15 protein-coding genes are annotated in these 19,249 nt (G+C 41.9%); 11 read left to right on the forward strand and 4 right to left on the reverse strand.

Going from position 1 to position 19,249, the window contains the following annotated elements:
- The first annotated feature begins 365 nt into the window (after positions 1–365).
- The 3 genes from H5164_RS20190 (at position 366) to H5164_RS04430 (ending at position 1,384) form a co-directional block, all read left to right on the forward strand.
- Positions 366–479 carry a DMT family protein gene (locus tag H5164_RS20190; protein WP_404948416.1) on the forward strand — a complete coding sequence of 38 codons (114 nt, stop codon included), beginning with the start codon at positions 366–368 and terminating at the stop codon, positions 477–479.
- Positions 480–592: 113 nt separating this feature from the next.
- A complete protein-coding gene (locus H5164_RS04425; RefSeq protein WP_124015653.1) occupies positions 593–847 on the forward strand; it encodes a DUF2960 domain-containing protein in 255 nt (84 codons plus the stop codon).
- Positions 848–874: 27 nt separating this feature from the next.
- Complete coding sequence (locus tag H5164_RS04430) at positions 875–1,384, forward strand: RDD family protein (protein WP_124015652.1); 510 nt, start codon at positions 875–877, stop codon at positions 1,382–1,384.
- Between the two features lie 94 nt (positions 1,385–1,478).
- Here the strand turns inward: H5164_RS04430 and lptG are convergent, their stop codons facing one another.
- Positions 1,479–2,537, reverse strand: coding sequence for an LPS export ABC transporter permease LptG (lptG, locus tag H5164_RS04435; RefSeq protein ID WP_182697831.1), 1,059 nt, complete (start codon positions 2,535–2,537; stop codon positions 1,479–1,481).
- Positions 2,534–3,646, reverse strand: a complete 1,113-nt coding sequence (gene lptF, locus H5164_RS04440) for an LPS export ABC transporter permease LptF (protein ID WP_182722070.1) — start codon at positions 3,644–3,646, stop codon at positions 2,534–2,536. Before lptF ends, lptG begins: the two co-directional genes overlap by 4 nt.
- Positions 3,647–3,919: 273 nt before the next feature.
- Between lptF and pepA the strand changes: the two genes are divergently transcribed.
- Positions 3,920–5,428, forward strand: a complete 1,509-nt coding sequence (gene pepA / locus H5164_RS04445; RefSeq protein ID WP_124015649.1) for a leucyl aminopeptidase — start codon at positions 3,920–3,922, stop codon at positions 5,426–5,428.
- A 114-nt stretch (positions 5,429–5,542) separates the two neighbouring features.
- Here the strand turns inward: pepA and punR are convergent, their stop codons facing one another.
- Entirely contained in the window at positions 5,543–6,445 is a 903-nt protein-coding gene (punR, locus tag H5164_RS04450; protein ID WP_182722071.1) for a DNA-binding transcriptional activator PunR, read from the reverse strand.
- Between the two features lie 212 nt (positions 6,446–6,657).
- Between punR and punC the strand changes: the two genes are divergently transcribed.
- The 7 genes from punC (at position 6,658) to H5164_RS04485 (ending at position 15,967) form a co-directional block, all read left to right on the forward strand.
- Positions 6,658–7,932, forward strand: a complete 1,275-nt coding sequence (gene punC, locus H5164_RS04455) for a purine nucleoside transporter PunC (protein WP_404948417.1) — start codon at positions 6,658–6,660, stop codon at positions 7,930–7,932.
- Between the two features lie 457 nt (positions 7,933–8,389).
- The gene (locus H5164_RS19930) at positions 8,390–8,707 is read left to right on the forward strand and encodes a hypothetical protein (protein WP_220492646.1); all 318 of its coding nucleotides are present in this window, start codon (positions 8,390–8,392) and stop codon (positions 8,705–8,707) included.
- Positions 8,708–9,094: 387 nt separating this feature from the next.
- Positions 9,095–9,787, forward strand: coding sequence for a hypothetical protein (locus H5164_RS04465; RefSeq protein WP_182754949.1), 693 nt, complete (start codon positions 9,095–9,097; stop codon positions 9,785–9,787).
- 467 nt (positions 9,788–10,254) lie between these two features.
- Positions 10,255–10,704: a DNA polymerase III subunit chi gene (locus tag H5164_RS04470; RefSeq protein WP_182722076.1), complete on the forward strand. Its 450-nt coding sequence runs from the start codon at positions 10,255–10,257 to the stop codon at positions 10,702–10,704.
- Positions 10,705–10,737: 33 nt separating this feature from the next.
- On the forward strand, positions 10,738–13,644 hold the full coding sequence (locus H5164_RS04475) for a valine--tRNA ligase (protein WP_182754951.1): 2,907 nt from the start codon (positions 10,738–10,740) through the stop codon (positions 13,642–13,644).
- 217 nt (positions 13,645–13,861) lie between these two features.
- Positions 13,862–14,200, forward strand: a complete 339-nt coding sequence (locus H5164_RS04480; RefSeq protein ID WP_124015643.1) for a PBPRA1643 family SWIM/SEC-C metal-binding motif protein — start codon at positions 13,862–13,864, stop codon at positions 14,198–14,200.
- A 231-nt stretch (positions 14,201–14,431) separates the two neighbouring features.
- Positions 14,432–15,967 carry an MFS transporter gene (locus tag H5164_RS04485; RefSeq protein WP_124015642.1) on the forward strand — a complete coding sequence of 512 codons (1,536 nt, stop codon included), beginning with the start codon at positions 14,432–14,434 and terminating at the stop codon, positions 15,965–15,967.
- A 633-nt stretch (positions 15,968–16,600) separates the two neighbouring features.
- On the opposite strand, the gene H5164_RS04490 is transcribed toward H5164_RS04485, so the two are convergent.
- The gene (locus H5164_RS04490) at positions 16,601–18,997 is read right to left on the reverse strand and encodes an OmcA/MtrC family decaheme c-type cytochrome (RefSeq protein ID WP_124015641.1); all 2,397 of its coding nucleotides are present in this window, start codon (positions 18,995–18,997) and stop codon (positions 16,601–16,603) included.
- Positions 18,998–19,249: the final 252 nt, after the last annotated feature.

The raw sequence follows: 19,249 nt of genomic DNA on the forward strand, positions 1-19,249 counted from the left end.
GCGTTTAACACTCTATGGCATTACTAATCAACTTAAGCAGTAACGTTGCGGCTTTATTAGGGAGTTCGCCGATTGAGATATCCTAGGGTGTGTTGATGTTTCAAGGTTATTTTTGCAGTGAATGTTTGGTCTATAACTGCAACAGTAAACAATAAGGCTAAGGCTTTGGAATATGGTTATACTGCATAAAAGCCGATAACGCAGGAGCGATGGCCAGTAAACACGGCCCGAAGGTCCAGCTAAAATCGTGTTGCTGTTTGTTGAGCGAATCTTGCTTAAATTACTAGGCGGCTATCCACTCGCCTCGATTAATACACGTTTACATTGAACAAAATGCAACCAACAAAGTTCAATTGTTTCTGGTGGTGGAAAATTTATTGCCAGTTACAGCAAATCGGCTTGGTTATAACGAGATGAACGTGGGACAATTAACCGCTATGCAAGAGGCCGCTAACTTTACTGTATTTGCCCTTTTGTAGTTTGGTATCTGAAAGCCCCACGAATAGCTTAACGACTTGCAGGCAGAATCTGCATTTTTAGGTACCATATTGTTTATTTTTTACAGTGAATTACATTAATTTCAGGAGTTTACATGGCGCGCCAAGTGATTTACACCTTTAAAGGTCAAACCAAAACCATCGCTTTTAGCTACGACATACATCGCGATCTTTATGAAGCAGCCGCTGAAGCTGAAGGGATTGACTTAAAGAAATTTTTGGCCATGGAACAACAAGTTGCCTTAACGTCAAAAAAAGGCGCTAAAGCAGAAAAAGAATTTCGCAAGACCGAGTTTGCACGTTTTGGTTTTAGTAGCATTAAATTTGTTCGTGAAGATGATGATATTTAATCATTTTGATATCAATAAGGACTGTCTATGTTGAATTCAGATCATGCTAATTTCCCTCGTGCGAGTTTTATTCGACGTTTAGGTGCTATGGCGTATGACTCAATGCTCGCAGTAGCCGTTTATATGTGTGCTGGTGCCTTGGGCTTTGGGGTGTTCTTTGCTTTACAAAGCAGTGGCCTTATCGCGATGAATGGTCATGAACACGTGTCAGATCTACTTAATAACACCCCCATTTATCATGGATTTTACCAACTCTGGATAGCGCTTTGTGTTGGCGGATTTTATGCCATATTTTGGAGTAAAGGCGGGCAAACCTTAGGTATGCGCGCTTGGCGGCTCAAAGTGCAACATCCTAACGGTCAAAACCTGAGTTTTATTACCGCATGTGCTCGAATCGTGTGGTCTTTACTGGGTATTGGTAATCTATGGATTATCATCAATGATGACAAATTAGCATTACAAGACAAGATGACTCGTTCAGAAGTGGTAGTGCTGTCTGTAGAAGCCAATCAAATGCGAAATTGGCGCGGCGCATAGCACATTCCCCACGGCTAATGGGTAGTGTTAAAGCAAAAAAATGGCAACCAGAAGGTTGCCATTTTTTTACAGATTATCGATTAAATGTTCAGTGTTATTTGCGAATATAATACAAAGCTAATCCGGTAAATAACATGCTAGGAGCAATTGCACCGACTACTGCGGGCAATTCGTACACTATGCTCATAGGCCCAAATATCTCATTGCTAATATAAAAACTAAACCCAGCAACCACACCCAACAACACGCGAGCCCCCATGGTTACGGTACGTAATGGTCCAAACACAAACGATAACGCGACTAACATCATTACAGCGACGGTGACGGGTTGCATAATCTTGCGCCATAATGCCAGCTCATAACGACTCGGATCTTGTTGGTTAACTTTTAAATAATCTAAATAATCAATTAAGCCACTTATGGATAATGCTTCAGGCTTAATCGACACAACACTCAACTTATCTGGGGTTAATGTAGATTGCCACACATCGGAATCAAGAAAATCTCGCACCACTCTATCATCGACCACAGTGGTGTTCTCAACCACAGATAATTGCCAAGCATCATCCCTAAATTGAGCGCTTTTAGCATGTGTCACTCTGGTTAATTCTTGTTGGTCATTAAACTCATATAAACTAATATTATTCAGAGTATTAATGTCTTGAACCTCACCGATATTGACGAATAAATCACCATCTTTCGCCCAAATACCTCGATGAGATTTAATTAAACTCCCGCCAGATATTTTAGTCGCTTGAAGCTCTTTAGCACTTTTCTCAGCAATAGGTGCACCCCACTCCCCCAGAGCCATAACCAGAATCATCAATGGAATCGCTGTTTTCATCGCCGACTGGGTGATTTGTAAGCGCGACATACCTGAAACTTGCATCACCACTAATTCAGAGTTAGATGCCAGCATGCCCATACCAATTAGCGCACCAAGCAGCACTGCCATTGGGAAAAACATTTCAATATCTCGAGGGATCAAAAACAATACATAGATAGCAGCATCGAGCATGGTATAAGCACCCCGCCCAACCAAACGTAATTGATCAACCCACTTAATGATGCCAGATAAACCGGTCAAAATAAGTAAACATAAGCCAGATGTACTAACGATCATCCGCGCAATATACAGGTCTAATATTTTCATAGCGCCACCTGCTTACGTTTAAATAAGCCCAAGAACTTCATCCCTGTTGGTCGCTCTTTAATTAATAACAATAATCCTAACATCAGTGCTAATGCATGGATCCACCACATGCCTAAGAACTGCGGCACCACCTCATCTTGCAGTGCTTTTCGCCCTGCAATCATTAATCCGAAATAACCTAAATACAGTAAAATAGCGGGGAACATTTTGGCAAACTTCCCTTGGCGAACATTCACTCGCGCTAATGGCACGGCAATTAAGGTCAACAATGGAATTGAGATAGGGATCGCCAGTCGCCATTGAAATTCAGCCGCCGCTTCCGACCCTGGGGTATCCAATAGTTCATTGACTGGCAGCGCAGAAAGTTTACGTCGGCGCTCATCGACTTCTTGTTCTTTGATTTCCATTTTATAGCCGCCAAACTCAATTACTTGTAATTCGAGTGATTTAGGGCTGCCTTGATAACGAAAACCATTGTCGAGTTGTAATTGTTGACTACCGATATTATCTTCAACCACCCGACCTTTTTTGGCCACAACAATATTAGTTAAGCCATTCTCATCTTCTGGGTCTGGCAATTGCGCGACAAAAACTTTATCTAACGTATTGTCTTTATTTATTTTTTCAACAAACAATACCGCGCGGCCATTTGGGCTTGCTTGAAAACGGCCTTGAGTTAGTGCAGCAAGACCAGCTTCAGACTGAGCCTTTTCTAGCACTTGATTTTGGCGTTCTTCTGCCCAAGGTCCGACGTAAACAGACAAATAGGCCGTGAACAATAAATTAGCAAATGCGACTAATAACGTTACTCGAGTGACATACCACTCACTGACACCAACACCATGCAAAACGACCATTTCATTTTCAGAATACATGCGCCCGTGAGCCAACAATATCCCTAAAAAGAAACTCAGCGGTAACACCAATACGGTTAATTGAGGCAAGTTTAAGCCCAATAATGTCATCACTAAAGAAGCCGGAAATTCACCATCTGAGGCATCTGCCAACACGCGCACAAACTGTTGGCTAATAAAAATAGTTAGCAGTACCAAAAGTACCGCAAATTGCGCTTTTAAAACTTCACTAATAAGATATCTAAATACAATCACAAGTATGATCCGGTGGCTAAACTTATCTTTTTACTGGTATCAGAGCAACTTTCATGTAAACTGACTACTTTCAGCAGTTTTGCTAGTTTTCTGACCAGCGCGGAAGGTGCTTTGGGGTCAAGGTTAACATCTATTTGGGCTGCCAATTTGCGCCTCTTTTTCGTTAATAATCCCAAACAGTTATCACCTTTTCGTTGATTATATGCCAGATGGCCTAATGCAAACATTATCTAATAAATATAAAAATTTGTCTTTAAGAATCTAGGAGTGCTCATGGAGTTTAGCGTAAAGAGCGGTAGCCCCGAAAAGCAACGTTCAGCCTGTATCGTTGTTGGCGTATACGAACCTCGCCGTCTGTCTGGTATCGCAGAGCAATTGGATAAAATTAGTGAAGGTTACATTAGTAACCTCCTTCGTCGTGGTGACCTTGAAGGTAAACCAGGACAAATGTTGCTATTGCATCATGTACCAAACGTATTGAGTGAACGTGTTTTACTGGTTGGTTGTGGCAAAGAGCGTGAGCTAGACGAGCGCCAATACAAACAAATTATCACAAAAACCATCAGTACCCTAAATGAAACCGGTTCAATGGAAGCTGTTTGCTTCTTAACTGAACTGCATGTCAAAGGCCGCGACACCTACTGGAAAGTTCGTCAAGCCATTGAAAGCACGCAAAATAGCTTATATTCATTTGATGCATTAAAAACCCGTAAAGGCGAAACTCGTCGTCCATTACGTAAAATGGTATTTAACGTGCCAACACGTCGTGAATTAACTATTGGTGAGCGTGCCATTGAACACGGCACCGCAGTATCTGCAGGTATGCATTTGTGTCGTGATGTCGCAAACATGCCACCGAATATTTGCAATCCAGCTTACTTGGCTTCACAAGCCCGCCAAATGTCTGAAGTTTACGAAAGCTTGAAAGTGACCACCATAGGTGAAGAGCAAATGGCCAAGTTAGGCATGAACTCTTATTTAGCCGTAGGCCGTGCAAGCAGTAACGAATCAATCATGACCGTGATGGAATATCAGGGCGCGGTTGATAGCACCGAAAAACCTATTGTGCTTGTCGGTAAAGGATTAACCTTCGATTCTGGCGGAATTTCATTAAAACCTGGCGAAGCCATGGATGAAATGAAATACGACATGGGCGGCGCTGCTGGTGTGATTGGCACCATGAAAGCACTATGCGAAATGAAGTTGCCTATCAACGTCATTGGTATTTTAGCCGGTTGTGAAAACATGCCTGCGGGTAATGCTTACCGTCCTGGTGATATTTTAACGACTATGTCAGGTCAAACAGTTGAAGTGCTTAATACCGATGCTGAAGGCCGCTTAGTATTGTGTGATGTATTAACTTACGTTGAACGCTATGATCCTGAATTAGTGATCGATACAGCGACCTTAACCGGTGCCTGTGTTATTGCACTCGGTAAACATGCGTCTGGCTTATTCAGTTCACACAACCCATTAGCCCATGAGCTATTAAATGCTGGTGAGCAAAGCGGTGACCGCGCGTGGCGCATGCCGTTATGGGATGAATATCAGGACATGCTAGACAGCCCATTTGCTGACATGACAAACTTAGGTGGTCGCCCAGCGGGGTCGATTACTGCGGCGTGTTTCTTGTCTCGCTTCACCAAAAAGTACAACTGGGCGCATTTAGATGTCGCAGGTACAGCTTGGAACAGCGGCGCGAATAAAGGCTCTACTGGTCGTCCGGTACCGATTTTAAGCCAATTCTTAATTAATCGTGCTGGAGTTGAAATCAACGAGTAATCGTTTGGTTTATTTAAGTACATATTGAAAGGGTAAAGCCTAGTGCTTTACCCTTTTTTGTTATCAATCAGGTAAATTAAAATACAAGCTCACCCACATGATTGATGTCATCGATTAGGCTAACCATTGACGATGTAATTGCTCACTATCACCTAGGTAATCTAATACCCAAGCCAATGCAGGTGACATTTGATCGTCATTCCAAGCTAAACAACAAGCACTAGGCTGTTTCACTTTATGCAGTTTTTTACACACTAATTGACCAGATTTAATCAAAGGTGCAGCCAAATGTTCTGGCATGTAACCAATCCCCAGTCCTTCAACAAAACAGTTAATTGCGCTGTGCCAGTCAGGCACCACTAACCGTCGCTGATTCGTTAACAACCAAGTGATCCGCTTAGGGATCTCACGGGAAGTATCTTCAAGACAAATAGACGGAAAACCTCGTAACTCATCATCACTTAGTGGACGCATTATCTTGGCTAATGGATGCCCTGCACTGACCACAAACAGCCAATCAATATTACCCATGTTAGTGTATTTGAATGTCCCGCCAACCGGATTTGCAGTTGTCGCACCAATGGCGATGTCACTTAAGCCTTTAGCAAGCGCTTCCCAAACACCGTTAAAAACTTCGATACGAATAATCAGTTCAACATCATGAAACTGTCTGTAAAAATCTGCGATTAATGCATGCATGCTGTCAGTTCTGGCAATATTATCTAGCGCAATAGATAACATAGGTTTCCACCCATTAGCGACTCTAAGGGTATCTCGTTTCATCAATTCCATCTCGCTAAGAAACTGACGAGCTTTGGCTGCAAAATGTTTTCCCGCAGGGGTTAGGCTAACGCTTCTATGGTGGCGAATAAATAGTTCAACCCCGAGTTCTGTTTCAATTTGCTTAACTGAATAGCTTATAGCAGACGGTACTTTATGCAGTTTTTTTGCTGCAGCAGTAAAACTGCCAGTTTGAGCAACAACATCAATTAGCTCAAATATTTGTTGTGAAAGCATATCTATTTAACTCATTTAATGGCGGTATTCATGGGATATAACAGGACAAAATGAATCATGTGCTAAGGGCATAATCGGATTCAATTATGCTTTACAATAAGCTTCCAATCAATTTTTTTGATGACAGAATTCAAAAATAAACGTTTTAAGCTAATTAAGTAAACCATTAAGCTAACAGGCTTTATTGAAACAACGAAAAAGACATGTTTAAAATGAGTAACAACGACCTAATAATTAACAAAAAAAACACTAACATTACATTTTACCTCTTCCTGTTTTATTTAGCCTTAATGAGTATGTTAGGTTTCATTGCTACCGACATGTACCTGCCATCATTCAAATCTATTGAAGGGACTTTTAATGCCAGCACTTCTGAAGTGGCCATATCGTTAACCAGCTTTTTGGCAGGACTTGCAATTGGACAGTTATTATATGGACCATTAGTCCATAAAATAGGTAAACGTAATTCACTGTTTATTGGCTTAAGCGTATTTATGTTGGCAAGTGCACTGATTGCACTCAGTGACAGTATGATGGCGATGAATATTGCCCGATTCTTCCAAGCGATTGGCGCTTGCAGTGCCGCAGTCATTTGGCAAGCGATTGTGATAGAACAATATCCAGCCGATAAAGCTCAAAATATTTTCTCTAATATTATGCCTTTAGTCGCATTATCTCCGGCATTGGCGCCCATTGCTGGCGCAATGATACTGAATAGTTTTGGCTGGCGCGCGGTGTTTATTAGCTTGTGTATTATAGCTGTGCTGTTGATTGTCATGACCTCTATTTTTGTCCCCAAAGAAACTGTGAGCCTGCATAAAAGTAAGCCTAATATTGGCTATCAACAATTACTGGCTAATACACGATACTTAGGTAATGTGATCATTTTTGGCGCCTGTTCTGGTGCTTTCTTTGCTTATCTAACGCTTTGGCCTGCGGTGATGGAACAGTATGGTTATGCTGCGACTGAAATTGGCTTAAGTTTTATACCTCAGACCATTATGTTTATTGTCGGTGGCTACTCGAGTAAGTTACTGATTAAAAAGTGGGGAGCTCAAGTCAGCTTGAACTGTTTACTTATTTTCTTTGGTTGTTGTGTTACAGCCATTTTTGTATCCAGCGTGATCCTCGATACTGAAACGATCTTACCACTGCTAGTTGCATTTTCATTACTCGCAGGAAGCAATGGCGGTATTTACCCGATTGTAGTTAATAATGCCCTGCAACAATTCAGCAATAACGCATCCAAAGCTGCTGGATTACAAAACTTTCTTCAAATCACCATCGCTTTTGGGGCATCAAGCTTGGTTGCCGTGTGGGCGAATGCTGGCGATAATGCCATTGGTTGGGGAATTCTAGCCTGCTCCATTCTGGTTGTGGTAGGGCACTGTATTAAAAGTCATGATTCTTGGGCGAGCATTCGCGAGAATTTTACCTTTCCCGACCCGGCAAGACTATCTCAAGCCTTCACCAAAGATGATCAATAACTGTGATGTGGCGATAAAATAATCATCATATGATGGAGTTATAATTTGTCTATAACTTCATCATATTTTAGGTTGTTTATCGAACAATTTAACGCTAACGCTTATAGTCAAATTAACAATCACAAAGAACTGATTAAATGATGCAACACAACCACTTGATAATGTCATTAGCAGTGGCATACAAATAAAGAAGCGGTTGCTTTGCATATACGCCAACCAACGCGCTCTTTGCAAAAGACCATCCGCAAGTTCATTTCATCACCCATCCTTTACCCCATTTAGTTACCTAGACGATGGCCGTTTAAATGATTTTTCAATCGATATTATTCAAGCGATGATGGAATATACCCAGCCAACATTGAAATGCCTCCCCTTTAATAGAGCTTTTCAGTTATTAAAGTCGCAACCAAACACGGCGTTATTTGTCATTGCTAAAAGGCCGGAAAGAGAAGTAAACATGAAATGGGTAGGCCCCATTATTAGTAGCGGAGTGTATTTTTACCAAAAGCGTAATTACGGACTATCACTAGCAGATTTAGAAGACTTAAAACGAGTCCGAAATGTCGTCGTAGTGCTTGGTAATGATGATCGCACCTACTTAGACTCCCAAGGCCTCATCAACCTCAGTACTGACAAATACCAATTGCAATCGTTCAAAAAACTTAACTATGGTCGAGTTGGTGTTGCACCTATGAGCGAGCTAGTAATGCCTTTTTTGGCAAAAGCAGCCGATATCGATATCAACTCAATAGAGCGTACTCCTATTAAGTTGTAAGACTCTACCTTATATATTGCGTTTTCAAACGACACTTCTGATGAGGTGGTTGCACTATGGCAACAAACATTTGATGAGTTAACATCATCAGGGATGTACCAGACCATTTAGCAAGATTATTTTCCAACTGATACCGATATTGCTATACGATAACGGATGATTAATTTCCAATACATAACAACTGCAATAGATAATTTTTACTATCGAATTTTCGTTACCCGCTAAATATGCTTAATGCAATCTCCCCAAAAGATCCTCTCTAAACCAAACTGACTAAGAATAAACAATGATTAACTTGTTACATGTAAGTAACAAATTTAATATAAAACCCAAAATAGCTTAAATGTATAATTTAATGAAATAAAACTCACTGAAAGGAATGTTCAGATGAAGGCGATGAAAGTCATACTCATTTCAATAGTCAGCGCGTTGGCGCTTTTTGGGTTAATGGCTATTTTATTGGGCTGGCTACTCAGTTCCATGTGCGGTAATAACGTTTACACCGAATCACTTTCATTAGATAAAATGTACAAGGCTGTTATCTTTGAAAGAAGTTGCGGCGGCGCTTCTGGCCATTCAACCCAAGTATCAATCATAAAAGCTGACGAGCAACTGTGTGACAATTGCGCTGGCGACGTGCTCGTTGCCAATGGCCATCCTAACAACAATAAACTCAAATTAGTATGGCTGGCTCAACATGATTCACAAGGTCAACAACTGCAAATTCATATTCCAGCTGATATCGCAATTGAGACTCAAGAAACTACTTGGTCCTCTTGGTTTGACAGTATCGATATTTCCTACCCTGTATTTGACCATTACCCATTAGCCTGTGAACAAACGCCGCAACCTAAAGCGTGTCAGTTTGTGACAAATGATCAGAAACTTATTGATGTGTTAATCAAGTATGAAGGCTTTAAAAACCATAAAGCACTGGCTGTATCGGTTAACGATATGGGTAATGTTAGATATGGATACGGTTTTGGTTATGACTCAATGTTAAAAGCACAACGCAGAGCTTTAAAAGAGTGCACCAAAGGGACTAGTCCTACTCATGTAAAGTGTGAGTTAATCCGCTAAGGAGACCGAATGCGATTTGACTCGTCAGCAACACAAAGCACATTTAATTGATAATCAAAAAATAGCTGTCTGTTACGACCGCTTCAGCACTCGTTTTAGCTTATCAGTCAATCAGCAATAAGTTTATAGTCGACTACTACTGTGAGGCCCATGGCGCAAACAGCACATAATAATTAATAATATCCCCTACAATTTAACCATTAGGTGGTTTGTACTGTGTCGTTCAAGCTTAACGCCAGCTCAACCATCTCCTCAACGTCCATCCATCACAGAGCTATTACCGCAACGGCGAAAAAAATCCATTGTGATAGCGATCTATGCCGGATTAATAAGCGCGATTAAACTCACGTTGGTGATATTGAGCTATTCTAACCTCATATAAATATCGCACCTCACAACCATTAACCCACGGCCTATTTTAGTGTAAACTCGAGCTCATCTTTATAACCTGTTAAAAGCATCACTATATGACTCAAGCCTTGTTTTACCTTATGCCTGATAATCATAATCAAATGAGTGCATTAGATGCGCTGTATTTAGCTGCGTGCAGGTTAGCTGAACAACAATATCGCCAACAAAAAACCGTCTACATTCACTGCAAAGACAAACAGCAAGCGTATGCAATTGACGAATTACTGTGGCAATTTGAGCCCAACGCTTTTGTACCACACAACTTAAAAGGTGAAGGCCCGATAACGGGTGCACCTGTGGAAATTGGTTTTGATACCTTAGGGCCAAATAAAAGTCGCCAAGTTCTGATTAATCTTGCAGACCAAATGCCCAGTTTTGCGGTAAACTTGCCCCATATTATCGATTTTGTCGCTAATGATGACGAACTCAAGCGCATTGCTCGCAATCGCTACCGTCAATATCAGAATGTAGGCATTACGCCCAGCACTCAAACATTAGCTGAATAAACACTTAATTTAGATAGAGAACATAACGCTCCTATGGAAAAAACATACAACCCAAAGTCTATCGAACAAGCCCTTTACCAAAACTGGGAAGAGCAAGGTTACTTCAAGCCGCATGGTGATGAATCAAAAGGCAATTACTGCATCATGATCCCGCCACCGAATGTAACCGGTAGCTTGCACATGGGTCATGCCTTCCAAGATACCATCATGGATACCCTTACCCGCTTTGAGCGCATGAAAGGTAAAAATACCTTATGGCAAGTCGGCACCGACCACGCGGGTATCGCGACGCAAATGTTAGTTGAGCGTAAGCTTGAAGCCGAAGAAGGTAAAACTCGCCATGATTTAGGCCGTGACGCTTTTATTGATAAAGTGTGGGACTGGAAAGAACAGTCTGGTGGCACTATTACCAAACAGCTTCGCCGCATGGGCGCATCAGTTGACTGGGATCGCGAACGTTTCACTATGGATGAAGGCTTATCAAAAGCCGTTCAAGAAGTGTTTGTTCGCCTGTACGATGATGAATTGATTTATCGTGGTAAGCGCCTAGTTAACTGGGATCCAAAGCTACACACCGCCATTTCAGATCTGGAAGTTGAAAACAAAGAGAAGCAAGGCCACATGTGGCATTTTCGCTATCCTTTGGCCCAAGGCGCATTAACTAGCGATGGTAAAGATTACCTAGAAGTCGCCACGACTCGCCCAGAAACCATGCTAGGTGACAGCGCAGTAGCCGTGCATCCAGATGATGAACGTTATCAGTCATTAATCGGTAAATTCATTCTATTGCCTGTCGTAAACCGTTTAGTACCGATTGTTGCCGACGATTATGTCGACATGGAATTTGGTACTGGTTGTGTAAAAATCACTCCCGCCCATGACTTTAACGACTATGAAGTTGGTAAACGCCATCAACTGCCTATGTACAACATCTTCACCTTAGATGCCGCCGTACGTAGTTTTGTTGAAGTGATAAACACTGATGGCACCCCAAACAAAGACATCGAAATGGCCTTACCAGAGCGTTATGCTGGCCTGGATCGTTTTAAAGCCCGTGATGCTATCGTGGCTGAATTTGACAGCTTAGGTCTACTTGAGAAAGTTGCTCCGCACGGCTTAAAAGTGCCTTATGGCGATCGCTCAGGTGTGGTAATTGAACCATTATTAACCGACCAGTGGTACGTGGCCGTGCAGTCAATGGCCAAAACGGCGATTGAAGCAGTTGAGAATGGCGACATCAAATTTGTACCGCAACAATACGAAAATATGTACTTCTCGTGGATGCGCGATATTAAAGACTGGTGTATTTCACGTCAACTTTGGTGGGGACACCGAATTCCAGCTTGGTACGATGAAAACGGTAAAGTCTACGTTGGCCGTAACGAAGCTGAAGTACGCGCTAAACACAAATTTGCAGACTCAGTAATATTACGTCAAGACGATGACGTATTAGACACTTGGTTTAGCTCGGCATTATGGACTTTCTCAACCTTAGGTTGGCCTGACAACTTAGAAGACTTAAAAACCTTCCACCCAACCGACGTGTTGGTCACAGGTTTTGACATCATCTTCTTCTGGGTTGCGCGGATGATCATGATGACCATGCACTTCATTAAAGATGAAGATGGCAAGCCACAAGTACCATTTAAAACCGTTTACGTTACCGGTCTTATCCGTGACGAAGTCGGCAATAAAATGTCAAAGTCTAAAGGTAACGTACTTGATCCATTAGACATGATTGACGGTATCGAGCTTGAAACCTTAGTTGAAAAGCGTACTGGCAACATGATGCAACCGCAACTGGCGGCAAAAATTGAAAAAAGTACCCGTAAAGAGTTTGCCGACGGCATTGAAGCTCATGGTACCGATGCACTGCGCTTTACCTTAGCTGCAATGGCTTCAACCGGCCGCGACATCAACTGGGACATGAAACGTCTTGATGGTTACCGCAGTTTCTGTAACAAGTTATGGAATGCGTCACGTTACGTGTTAATGAACACTGAAGTGCAGACAGATCCAGATAGCGATGAAGCTGGCGAGCCTTTAGATTGCGGTCAACTATTGGTTGATGGCAAACCAGGTGCGATGGAATTGTCGCTAGCCGATCGTTGGATCATTGGTTTATTTAACCAAACCGTGAAAAGCGTTGAAGATCATATGGCTGCTTACCGTTTCGACTTAGCCGCTAACACCTTATACGAGTTCACTTGGAATCAATTCTGTGACTGGTATTTAGAATTAACTAAGCCTGTTATGCAAAATGGCACTGAAGCGCAAATGCGCGGCACTCGCCACACTTTGGTCAATGTGCTTGAAAAAATGCAGCGTTTAATGCATCCATTTATGCCGTACATTACCGAAACGATTTGGCAACGCGTTAAACCGTTAGCTGGCGTCACTGGTGACACCATCATGCTAGCATCGTTCCCAACTTATCAAGCAGATCAAGTTGATGCGACCGCGATGGCCGATCTTGAATGGGTTAAGCAAGTGATTGTAGCGGTACGTAATATTCGTGCAGAGCTTAATATAGCACCATCAAAGCCGCTTAATGCGTTACTGCGTGGTGTCAGCTACGAAGATCGTATACGTCTTGAAGCAAACCAAACATTCTTTGCTAGTTTGGCTAAACTTGAGACGATGACTATTTTAGCGGAAGGTGAAACGGCGCCAATGTCGAGTACTCAGTTAGTCGGCAATATGGAGCTATTAATCCCAATGGCAGGTTTGATCGATGTTGGCGCCGAAATGGCCCGTATTGATAAACAGCTAGAAAAGCTTGCTCAAGAAATTGCCCGTATTGAGGGTAAATTATCTAATCAAGGTTTTGTGGCTAAAGCCCCTGCGGCAGTTATAGATAAAGAACGCGCTAAGATGGCCGATTTAACTCGTGACATTGAAAAATTAAACGAACAAAAAGTCGAATTAGCTAAGATTTAACTGAAAGCCTCTATTTACCTTGAGGTTTACTCAGTTTACACAAAACGTTCTATAAAAAACCAGCGAGTAATTCGCTGGTTTTTTATCTTTGTTGATGTGACTCATGGCAATAATTAACGCTTTATTTTGTTCAAAATTGAAACTTTGATATCTCACTTTACATTTTTGGTGTATAAGCTTCGGCCAATATCATCATTCTATTTTATGGGCTAAAACCATGTCTGATAAATTCTTTTTTAAAGGTCGTCAAACCCCTAAGCCGGCTTATGGCGAAAGTGGTTATAACACCAAGCGCACAGCTAAACCTGGTACAGAAGCATTACCGCTTAAGTTGTCTGTGCAAACCGAGGCGCGTAAAACGGAAGTTGCCGCAATGGTTGCTGAAAAACAACTCTTTGCCAATATCACTATTGATGCTGACAAGCCTGAAAACATTATCGAATTAAGTGGTTTATTGAATAAACCTAAAACGGTAAAGTCTGAAGCTAAGCCTAATCGCAATGATGCTTGTCCTTGTGGCAGTGGTAAAAAGTACAAAAAGTGTTGTGGTGCCTAAACCATAACAACAAGCTTAGCCCTGAGTATTTGCATTTCTATCTCAACATCCAAATGAGAATGGCCGTTAAGCAGTTACAGACTTTTAAGCTGTTACGAGCCAATGATTAAACAAAAAAAGCGGATCATTTGATCCGCTTTTTTATTGGTTTTGGATATTTCTGCAGAACTTAGGTAAAGTGTCAGCCTTTGTTATAAAAATGATATAGAACATAAAATAAAAGGGTGACTTATGAGCACTAATTCACACTCAGGCAACGATCTGAGTGAAGTAAAACAATTGGGAATGTGGGCCTCTATCACCAGTCTTGGCTATATATTTTGGCTCGTTGGCGGCATGGAGCTGGTTGAACGTATCGCCTATTATGGCGTCAAAGCCAGTGCAGGCTTATACGCTAAATCTCCGGTGTCACAAGGCGGTTTAGGCATCGACTTGCACGACTACGGTATTATTCTTGCTGTTTGGGCAATGCTACAAACCTTTATTCCTGTTATCACTGGCGGAATTTCTGATCGTGTAGGATATAAAGAGACTATCTTTGTGTCCACGATTATAAAAATTTCGGGTTATCTCACCATGGCTTTATTGCCCAATTTTTGGGGTTTCCTTATTGGTGCGATGTTACTCGCTGCAGGTACAGGGGTCTTTAAACCCGGTATTCAAGGCACTTTAGTGCTGTCGACAAAACGCGAGAACACCTCTATGGCTTGGGGGATTTTCTACCAGGTCGTTAACATTGGTGGCTTTCTCGGCCCATTGGTGGCGGTGCACATGCGTCAGCTATCTTGGGACAACGTCTTTTATGCTTGCGCCGCGATAATCTCATTTAACTTCTTATTTTTACTGGCTTATAAAGAGCCGGGTAAAGCTGATCGCATAGAGCGTGCACGCCAAGTAAAGTCAGGAGAACGGCAACAAGAAGCACTGTGGAAAGATGCCTTAAGAGAACTTAAAAAACCAATAGTAATTTACTACATGCTGGTGTTTGCTGGTTTTTGGTTTTTATATAATTCACTGTTTGACGTATTACCGATCCACATTGCCGAGTGGGTTGATACTAGCGTTATTGTCACCTCGCTATTTGGCCCTGAAGGCACCAGTAACGGCATATTACAGTTCTGGTTGGGATTAAATAATGACGGAACTAAGGTTATGCCAGAAGGCATGCTAAACCTGAACGCCGGTATGATCATGACCACCTGTTTTTTAGTGGCCGCGTTTACCGCAAAATACCGGATCACCACCACTATGCTATTTGGCTGCATCTTAAGTATTGCCGCGATTATGTTAGTGGGCGTATTTAATGCGGCATGGATGATTGTGCTGGCAATTGTGATGTTTTCTTTCGGTGAAATGATGATTAGCCCAAAGAAAAACGAGTTTATGGGTAATATTGCCCCTGAAGGCAAAAAAGCCATGTACTTAGGTTTTGTCATGTTGCCGCAAGGGATTGGTTGGACATTAGAAGGCTACTTTGCCCCTAAGCTTTACCAAATTTACGCCTCTAAAGAGATCATCTCTCGAAATGAACTGGTTAGCCGTGGCATGAGCCAAGTAGATGTTGATAGCATTCCGCAAGGTGAAGCCTTTATGCGCTTAGTCGACTTTACTGGCATAGAAGCACAACCCCTAACGCATATGCTCTATGAAGCCAATAATATCGGCATGGCTTGGTATATTATCGGTGCGATTGGGATTATTTCTGCGGTGGGTATTTTTATCTATGGAAAATGGTTATTGACCATGCAACGCCAACAAGCAGCTTAATTAAACAGATGGCATAACACTTACCAGTAGGTTTATGTTGATGAATAAAAAGGGAAGCAACAATGCTTCCCTTTTGTTTTCTTGTTCTAAATACATTGGTCGTTTTTAATCAACACCTAAGAAAACGACCCTGTAGTTAACGTCAATCTTATTAACCCTGTTCTCATTAGCGACTCTGTTTATTGCCTATTTGTCGCTACTGTACCTCAAATGGCATCCGCAAAATAACAGACGAGAGCCTGCAACCTCAACAACTTACAGATTTATGTATCCAGCTAATGAAGCCATCGTCTGTTGTAGGTAAACACCGCCACGCTTCATGATGCAATTAAGGTCAATACGGCATTAACCTCAATTCAGTGGCCAATTAAATAGCGATAACTCAAGCTGCTAGCTTTCAGAATTGATTGAGTTGATTAGATTGAGTTGGTTAGATTGAATTGGATTGAGTCGAATTGAACTGGGCTGGATTAAATCTAATCAGCTTGGATAGCTAATTTTTCGAGTAGTAATACTGATAACGGATGAGCATTAAGTGCTTATACCCTGATAGATAAAATGAATAAAAAAGGAGGCATTGCTGCCTCCTTCTTACTTACTTTCTTAAGTGATGATTAAGAAGTTATTTTGTAACTAGTGCGCTGCACCTGAGTGAACTTTATCAAGACCATAAGTTTTACCTTCAGCATGACAAGTCGCACAAGACTCAATTGGTACACCGGCAGCAGACATTACGTTATCACCAGTAACTGTCGCACCATTACTCTTGAAGTGAGCTAGAGCAGCAGGACCAGAGTGAGCGTGACAACTACGACATGCTTCAGCGACAGGAGAAATAAATTCGCCACCACTGATTGCAATTGCAGTTCTACCAGATGTTAACGTACCAGTACCAGAGAAGAATGGCATAGCATCTCCCGCAGCATTGGCATCTTTATGACAAGCTTGGCAATTTGTTTTAGTTGCAGGATAGTTAACCCAAGTTTCACCATCTGTACCTAAGTAAATGCCAGCACCTGTGCTACCTGCAAACAAACCACTGTGGAAACGGTGAGCAACAGTAACTAAGTCACGATTGGTATAAGTTAATCCTTCAACCACTTCAAACGTAGGTTCGCCATCAGCATCTACACCAGCTTGCTTGTAAACATCAGCATGATATGAACCTGCATAGTTGTTGTTATGACAATCAGCACATTGTGTAAAGTTAGTCACACCATGGTTAGGTGATTTAATGTGAGACAAGTTGCCATGACAAGCATTACATTTAGCTTCATCAGCCGTTGTACGGTCGTTACCAGCCTGTGTAGGTGAGGTATAAGCTGTCAACTCAGGACTAACGAAACGTAGATTGTCCTCAGTTAATACGCCTTTAGCCGCAACTGCATCAAACATAAAGAACTTAGTCACTATGTTTGCTGGAACAGGTACATCACAAGCACCAGTATCGGTACCTGCACCTTCAGCTAGTTTGGTATTAACAACAACCATATCGGTCGTTGTATTGCCACACATGTTCATTTCAGAAGAAACTGAAAGTATTTTGCCGTCTAACTGGTTAGGGTTAAGTGCTTTAGTTAAGGTTAACTTGCCACTTTGAACCACGAACATTTCAGGATTAGAAGCAGTATTGATACTTAAGCCACGCACATAATCGCCATTGCTATCAAGTGTACCGATTAAAATATCATCGCCTGCTTTAGCTTTGTTTAAGTACTGGGTTAAATCAGTACCATCAGCCGCAACCGCACCATTTAATTTAACATCAATGATGACAGTTAATACGTCTGATGCGACTTCAGCTGAAGCGACTTCTAGTACCAAACCATTTTCAAAGGCTGCACGGCGGTCAACGCTGTGAGCTTGCATTGGGCTTAAACTACCAGCACCATGACAACCTGAACAATTCGCGTCACTTGCTGGCACAATACCTCTGTGATTTTCACCCGTCTTTAAGTTCACATTGACGTGACATGACAAACAGGCTTCTGCATAGATATTGTCGTTCCACTGGGTGCCACTATCATGACAAACAGTACATTCGTTTAACTCAGCAGGAAATCCGATTCCACCAAACATATCTTTGGCGTCACCAGTTAGAGAGTCAGCAATATGATGACCCGCATGAATGGTATGGATCATGGCATTGAAGTTGACGTTAAAACCAACTGCAGGGTCGTCTTGTCCACCAGCATAAGCAGGATTATGACAAGCTACACAATTTTCAACTTTTTGGTAATTATGATGAGCACCAATGTTGCTAATGCGCATATCAGTATCAGCGTAACCTTCCATTGGGCTATGACATTTAATACATGCAGCATTAGACACTGAGTCTTTTGCAGAAATAGCAAGTTCGCCAGTAGCAGGAATAAAATCAACCGGAGTTGATAAAATCTTATCACTTACTGCTGTACCATCAGCCATAGTAACGTCATAAACACGGATCATCACCCGCACTAAATCGTTTGCATCACCACTTGCTAGTACCACAGGCGCATTACCATCATGTGCCCAAGAACCAGTATAAGTACCTGGGTTAGCAGGATCTTCAACTAATGTACATGCATCAACGACAGACCCATCACGTGCTGTCGTACTACCCTCTAAATTACAATACATGCTGCTACCAAAATCATTAGCAAGTGCATGGTTTGTCCATAACATTGGCGCACCAGTGTCAGTAGTATTCGCTGATTGACTGGTCACATATAACGCTACTCTCTCGAGTCCTGAATATGGAACGTCCGCTCCGCCACTTCCTTTACCTGTTGCAGTAAATTTGAGGCTAAAAGGATCTGTACCTACTACTACAATATCTGTAGGAGCCAGTGTTAAGGTAAAGTCATAGGCATTTTCAACTGTTGTAACGACTGAACCAGCTGGTGTACCTGGAGTTCCATCAGCACCCGGTGCTCCAGGAGTACCTGCTTCACCTTGGGCACCATCACTGCCATCAGATCCACAACCTGTCACACCTAATGCAGCAATAAACGCTGCAGCAAGTAAGGTTCTATTATATTTTTTCATTTTAAATCCCCCGATTTAAATTTGTAGGTTTTACACTTATAAAGTATAGGGAAATAGAACAAAACACCCGCGCGCTGTAACAAACCTGTGAAGCTTGGTTGCAAATTCGTTAACAGGAATCGATAATTTTAGTTTTGAGTATCCATAAAAACGAAACTGCCAATTACAGATTATGTAACCATAAAGAGGTAGTTGAGGGTGAGTAAAATACAAATCAAGATAAGAGGATAAATAAAAAACCGTAACACATTG

The sequence above is a fragment of the Shewanella sp. SG41-3 genome, assembly GCF_014164545.1.
Lineage (GTDB): Bacteria > Pseudomonadota > Gammaproteobacteria > Enterobacterales > Shewanellaceae > Shewanella > Shewanella vesiculosa.

Excerpts from the sequence above, each read along its gene's own strand:
- H5164_RS04430 (WP_124015652.1), top strand. The coding sequence starts at position 875 with ATGTTGAATTCAGATCATGCTAATTTCCCTCGTGCGAGTTTTATTCGA.
- H5164_RS04470 (WP_182722076.1), top strand. The coding sequence starts at position 10,255 with ATGACTCAAGCCTTGTTTTACCTTATGCCTGATAATCATAATCAAATG.
- H5164_RS19930 (WP_220492646.1), top strand. The coding sequence starts at position 8,390 with ATGAAATGGGTAGGCCCCATTATTAGTAGCGGAGTGTATTTTTACCAA.
- pepA (WP_124015649.1), top strand. The coding sequence starts at position 3,920 with ATGGAGTTTAGCGTAAAGAGCGGTAGCCCCGAAAAGCAACGTTCAGCC.
- lptG (WP_182697831.1), bottom strand. The coding sequence starts at position 2,537 with ATGAAAATATTAGACCTGTATATTGCGCGGATGATCGTTAGTACATCT.
- H5164_RS04475 (WP_182754951.1), top strand. The coding sequence starts at position 10,738 with ATGGAAAAAACATACAACCCAAAGTCTATCGAACAAGCCCTTTACCAA.
- punC (WP_404948417.1), top strand. The coding sequence starts at position 6,658 with ATGAGTAACAACGACCTAATAATTAACAAAAAAAACACTAACATTACA.
- H5164_RS04490 (WP_124015641.1), bottom strand. The coding sequence starts at position 18,997 with ATGAAAAAATATAATAGAACCTTACTTGCTGCAGCGTTTATTGCTGCA.
- H5164_RS04485 (WP_124015642.1), top strand. The coding sequence starts at position 14,432 with ATGAGCACTAATTCACACTCAGGCAACGATCTGAGTGAAGTAAAACAA.
- H5164_RS04465 (WP_182754949.1), top strand. The coding sequence starts at position 9,095 with ATGAAGGCGATGAAAGTCATACTCATTTCAATAGTCAGCGCGTTGGCG.
- punR (WP_182722071.1), bottom strand. The coding sequence starts at position 6,445 with ATGCTTTCACAACAAATATTTGAGCTAATTGATGTTGTTGCTCAAACT.
- H5164_RS04480 (WP_124015643.1), top strand. The coding sequence starts at position 13,862 with ATGTCTGATAAATTCTTTTTTAAAGGTCGTCAAACCCCTAAGCCGGCT.
- H5164_RS04425 (WP_124015653.1), top strand. The coding sequence starts at position 593 with ATGGCGCGCCAAGTGATTTACACCTTTAAAGGTCAAACCAAAACCATC.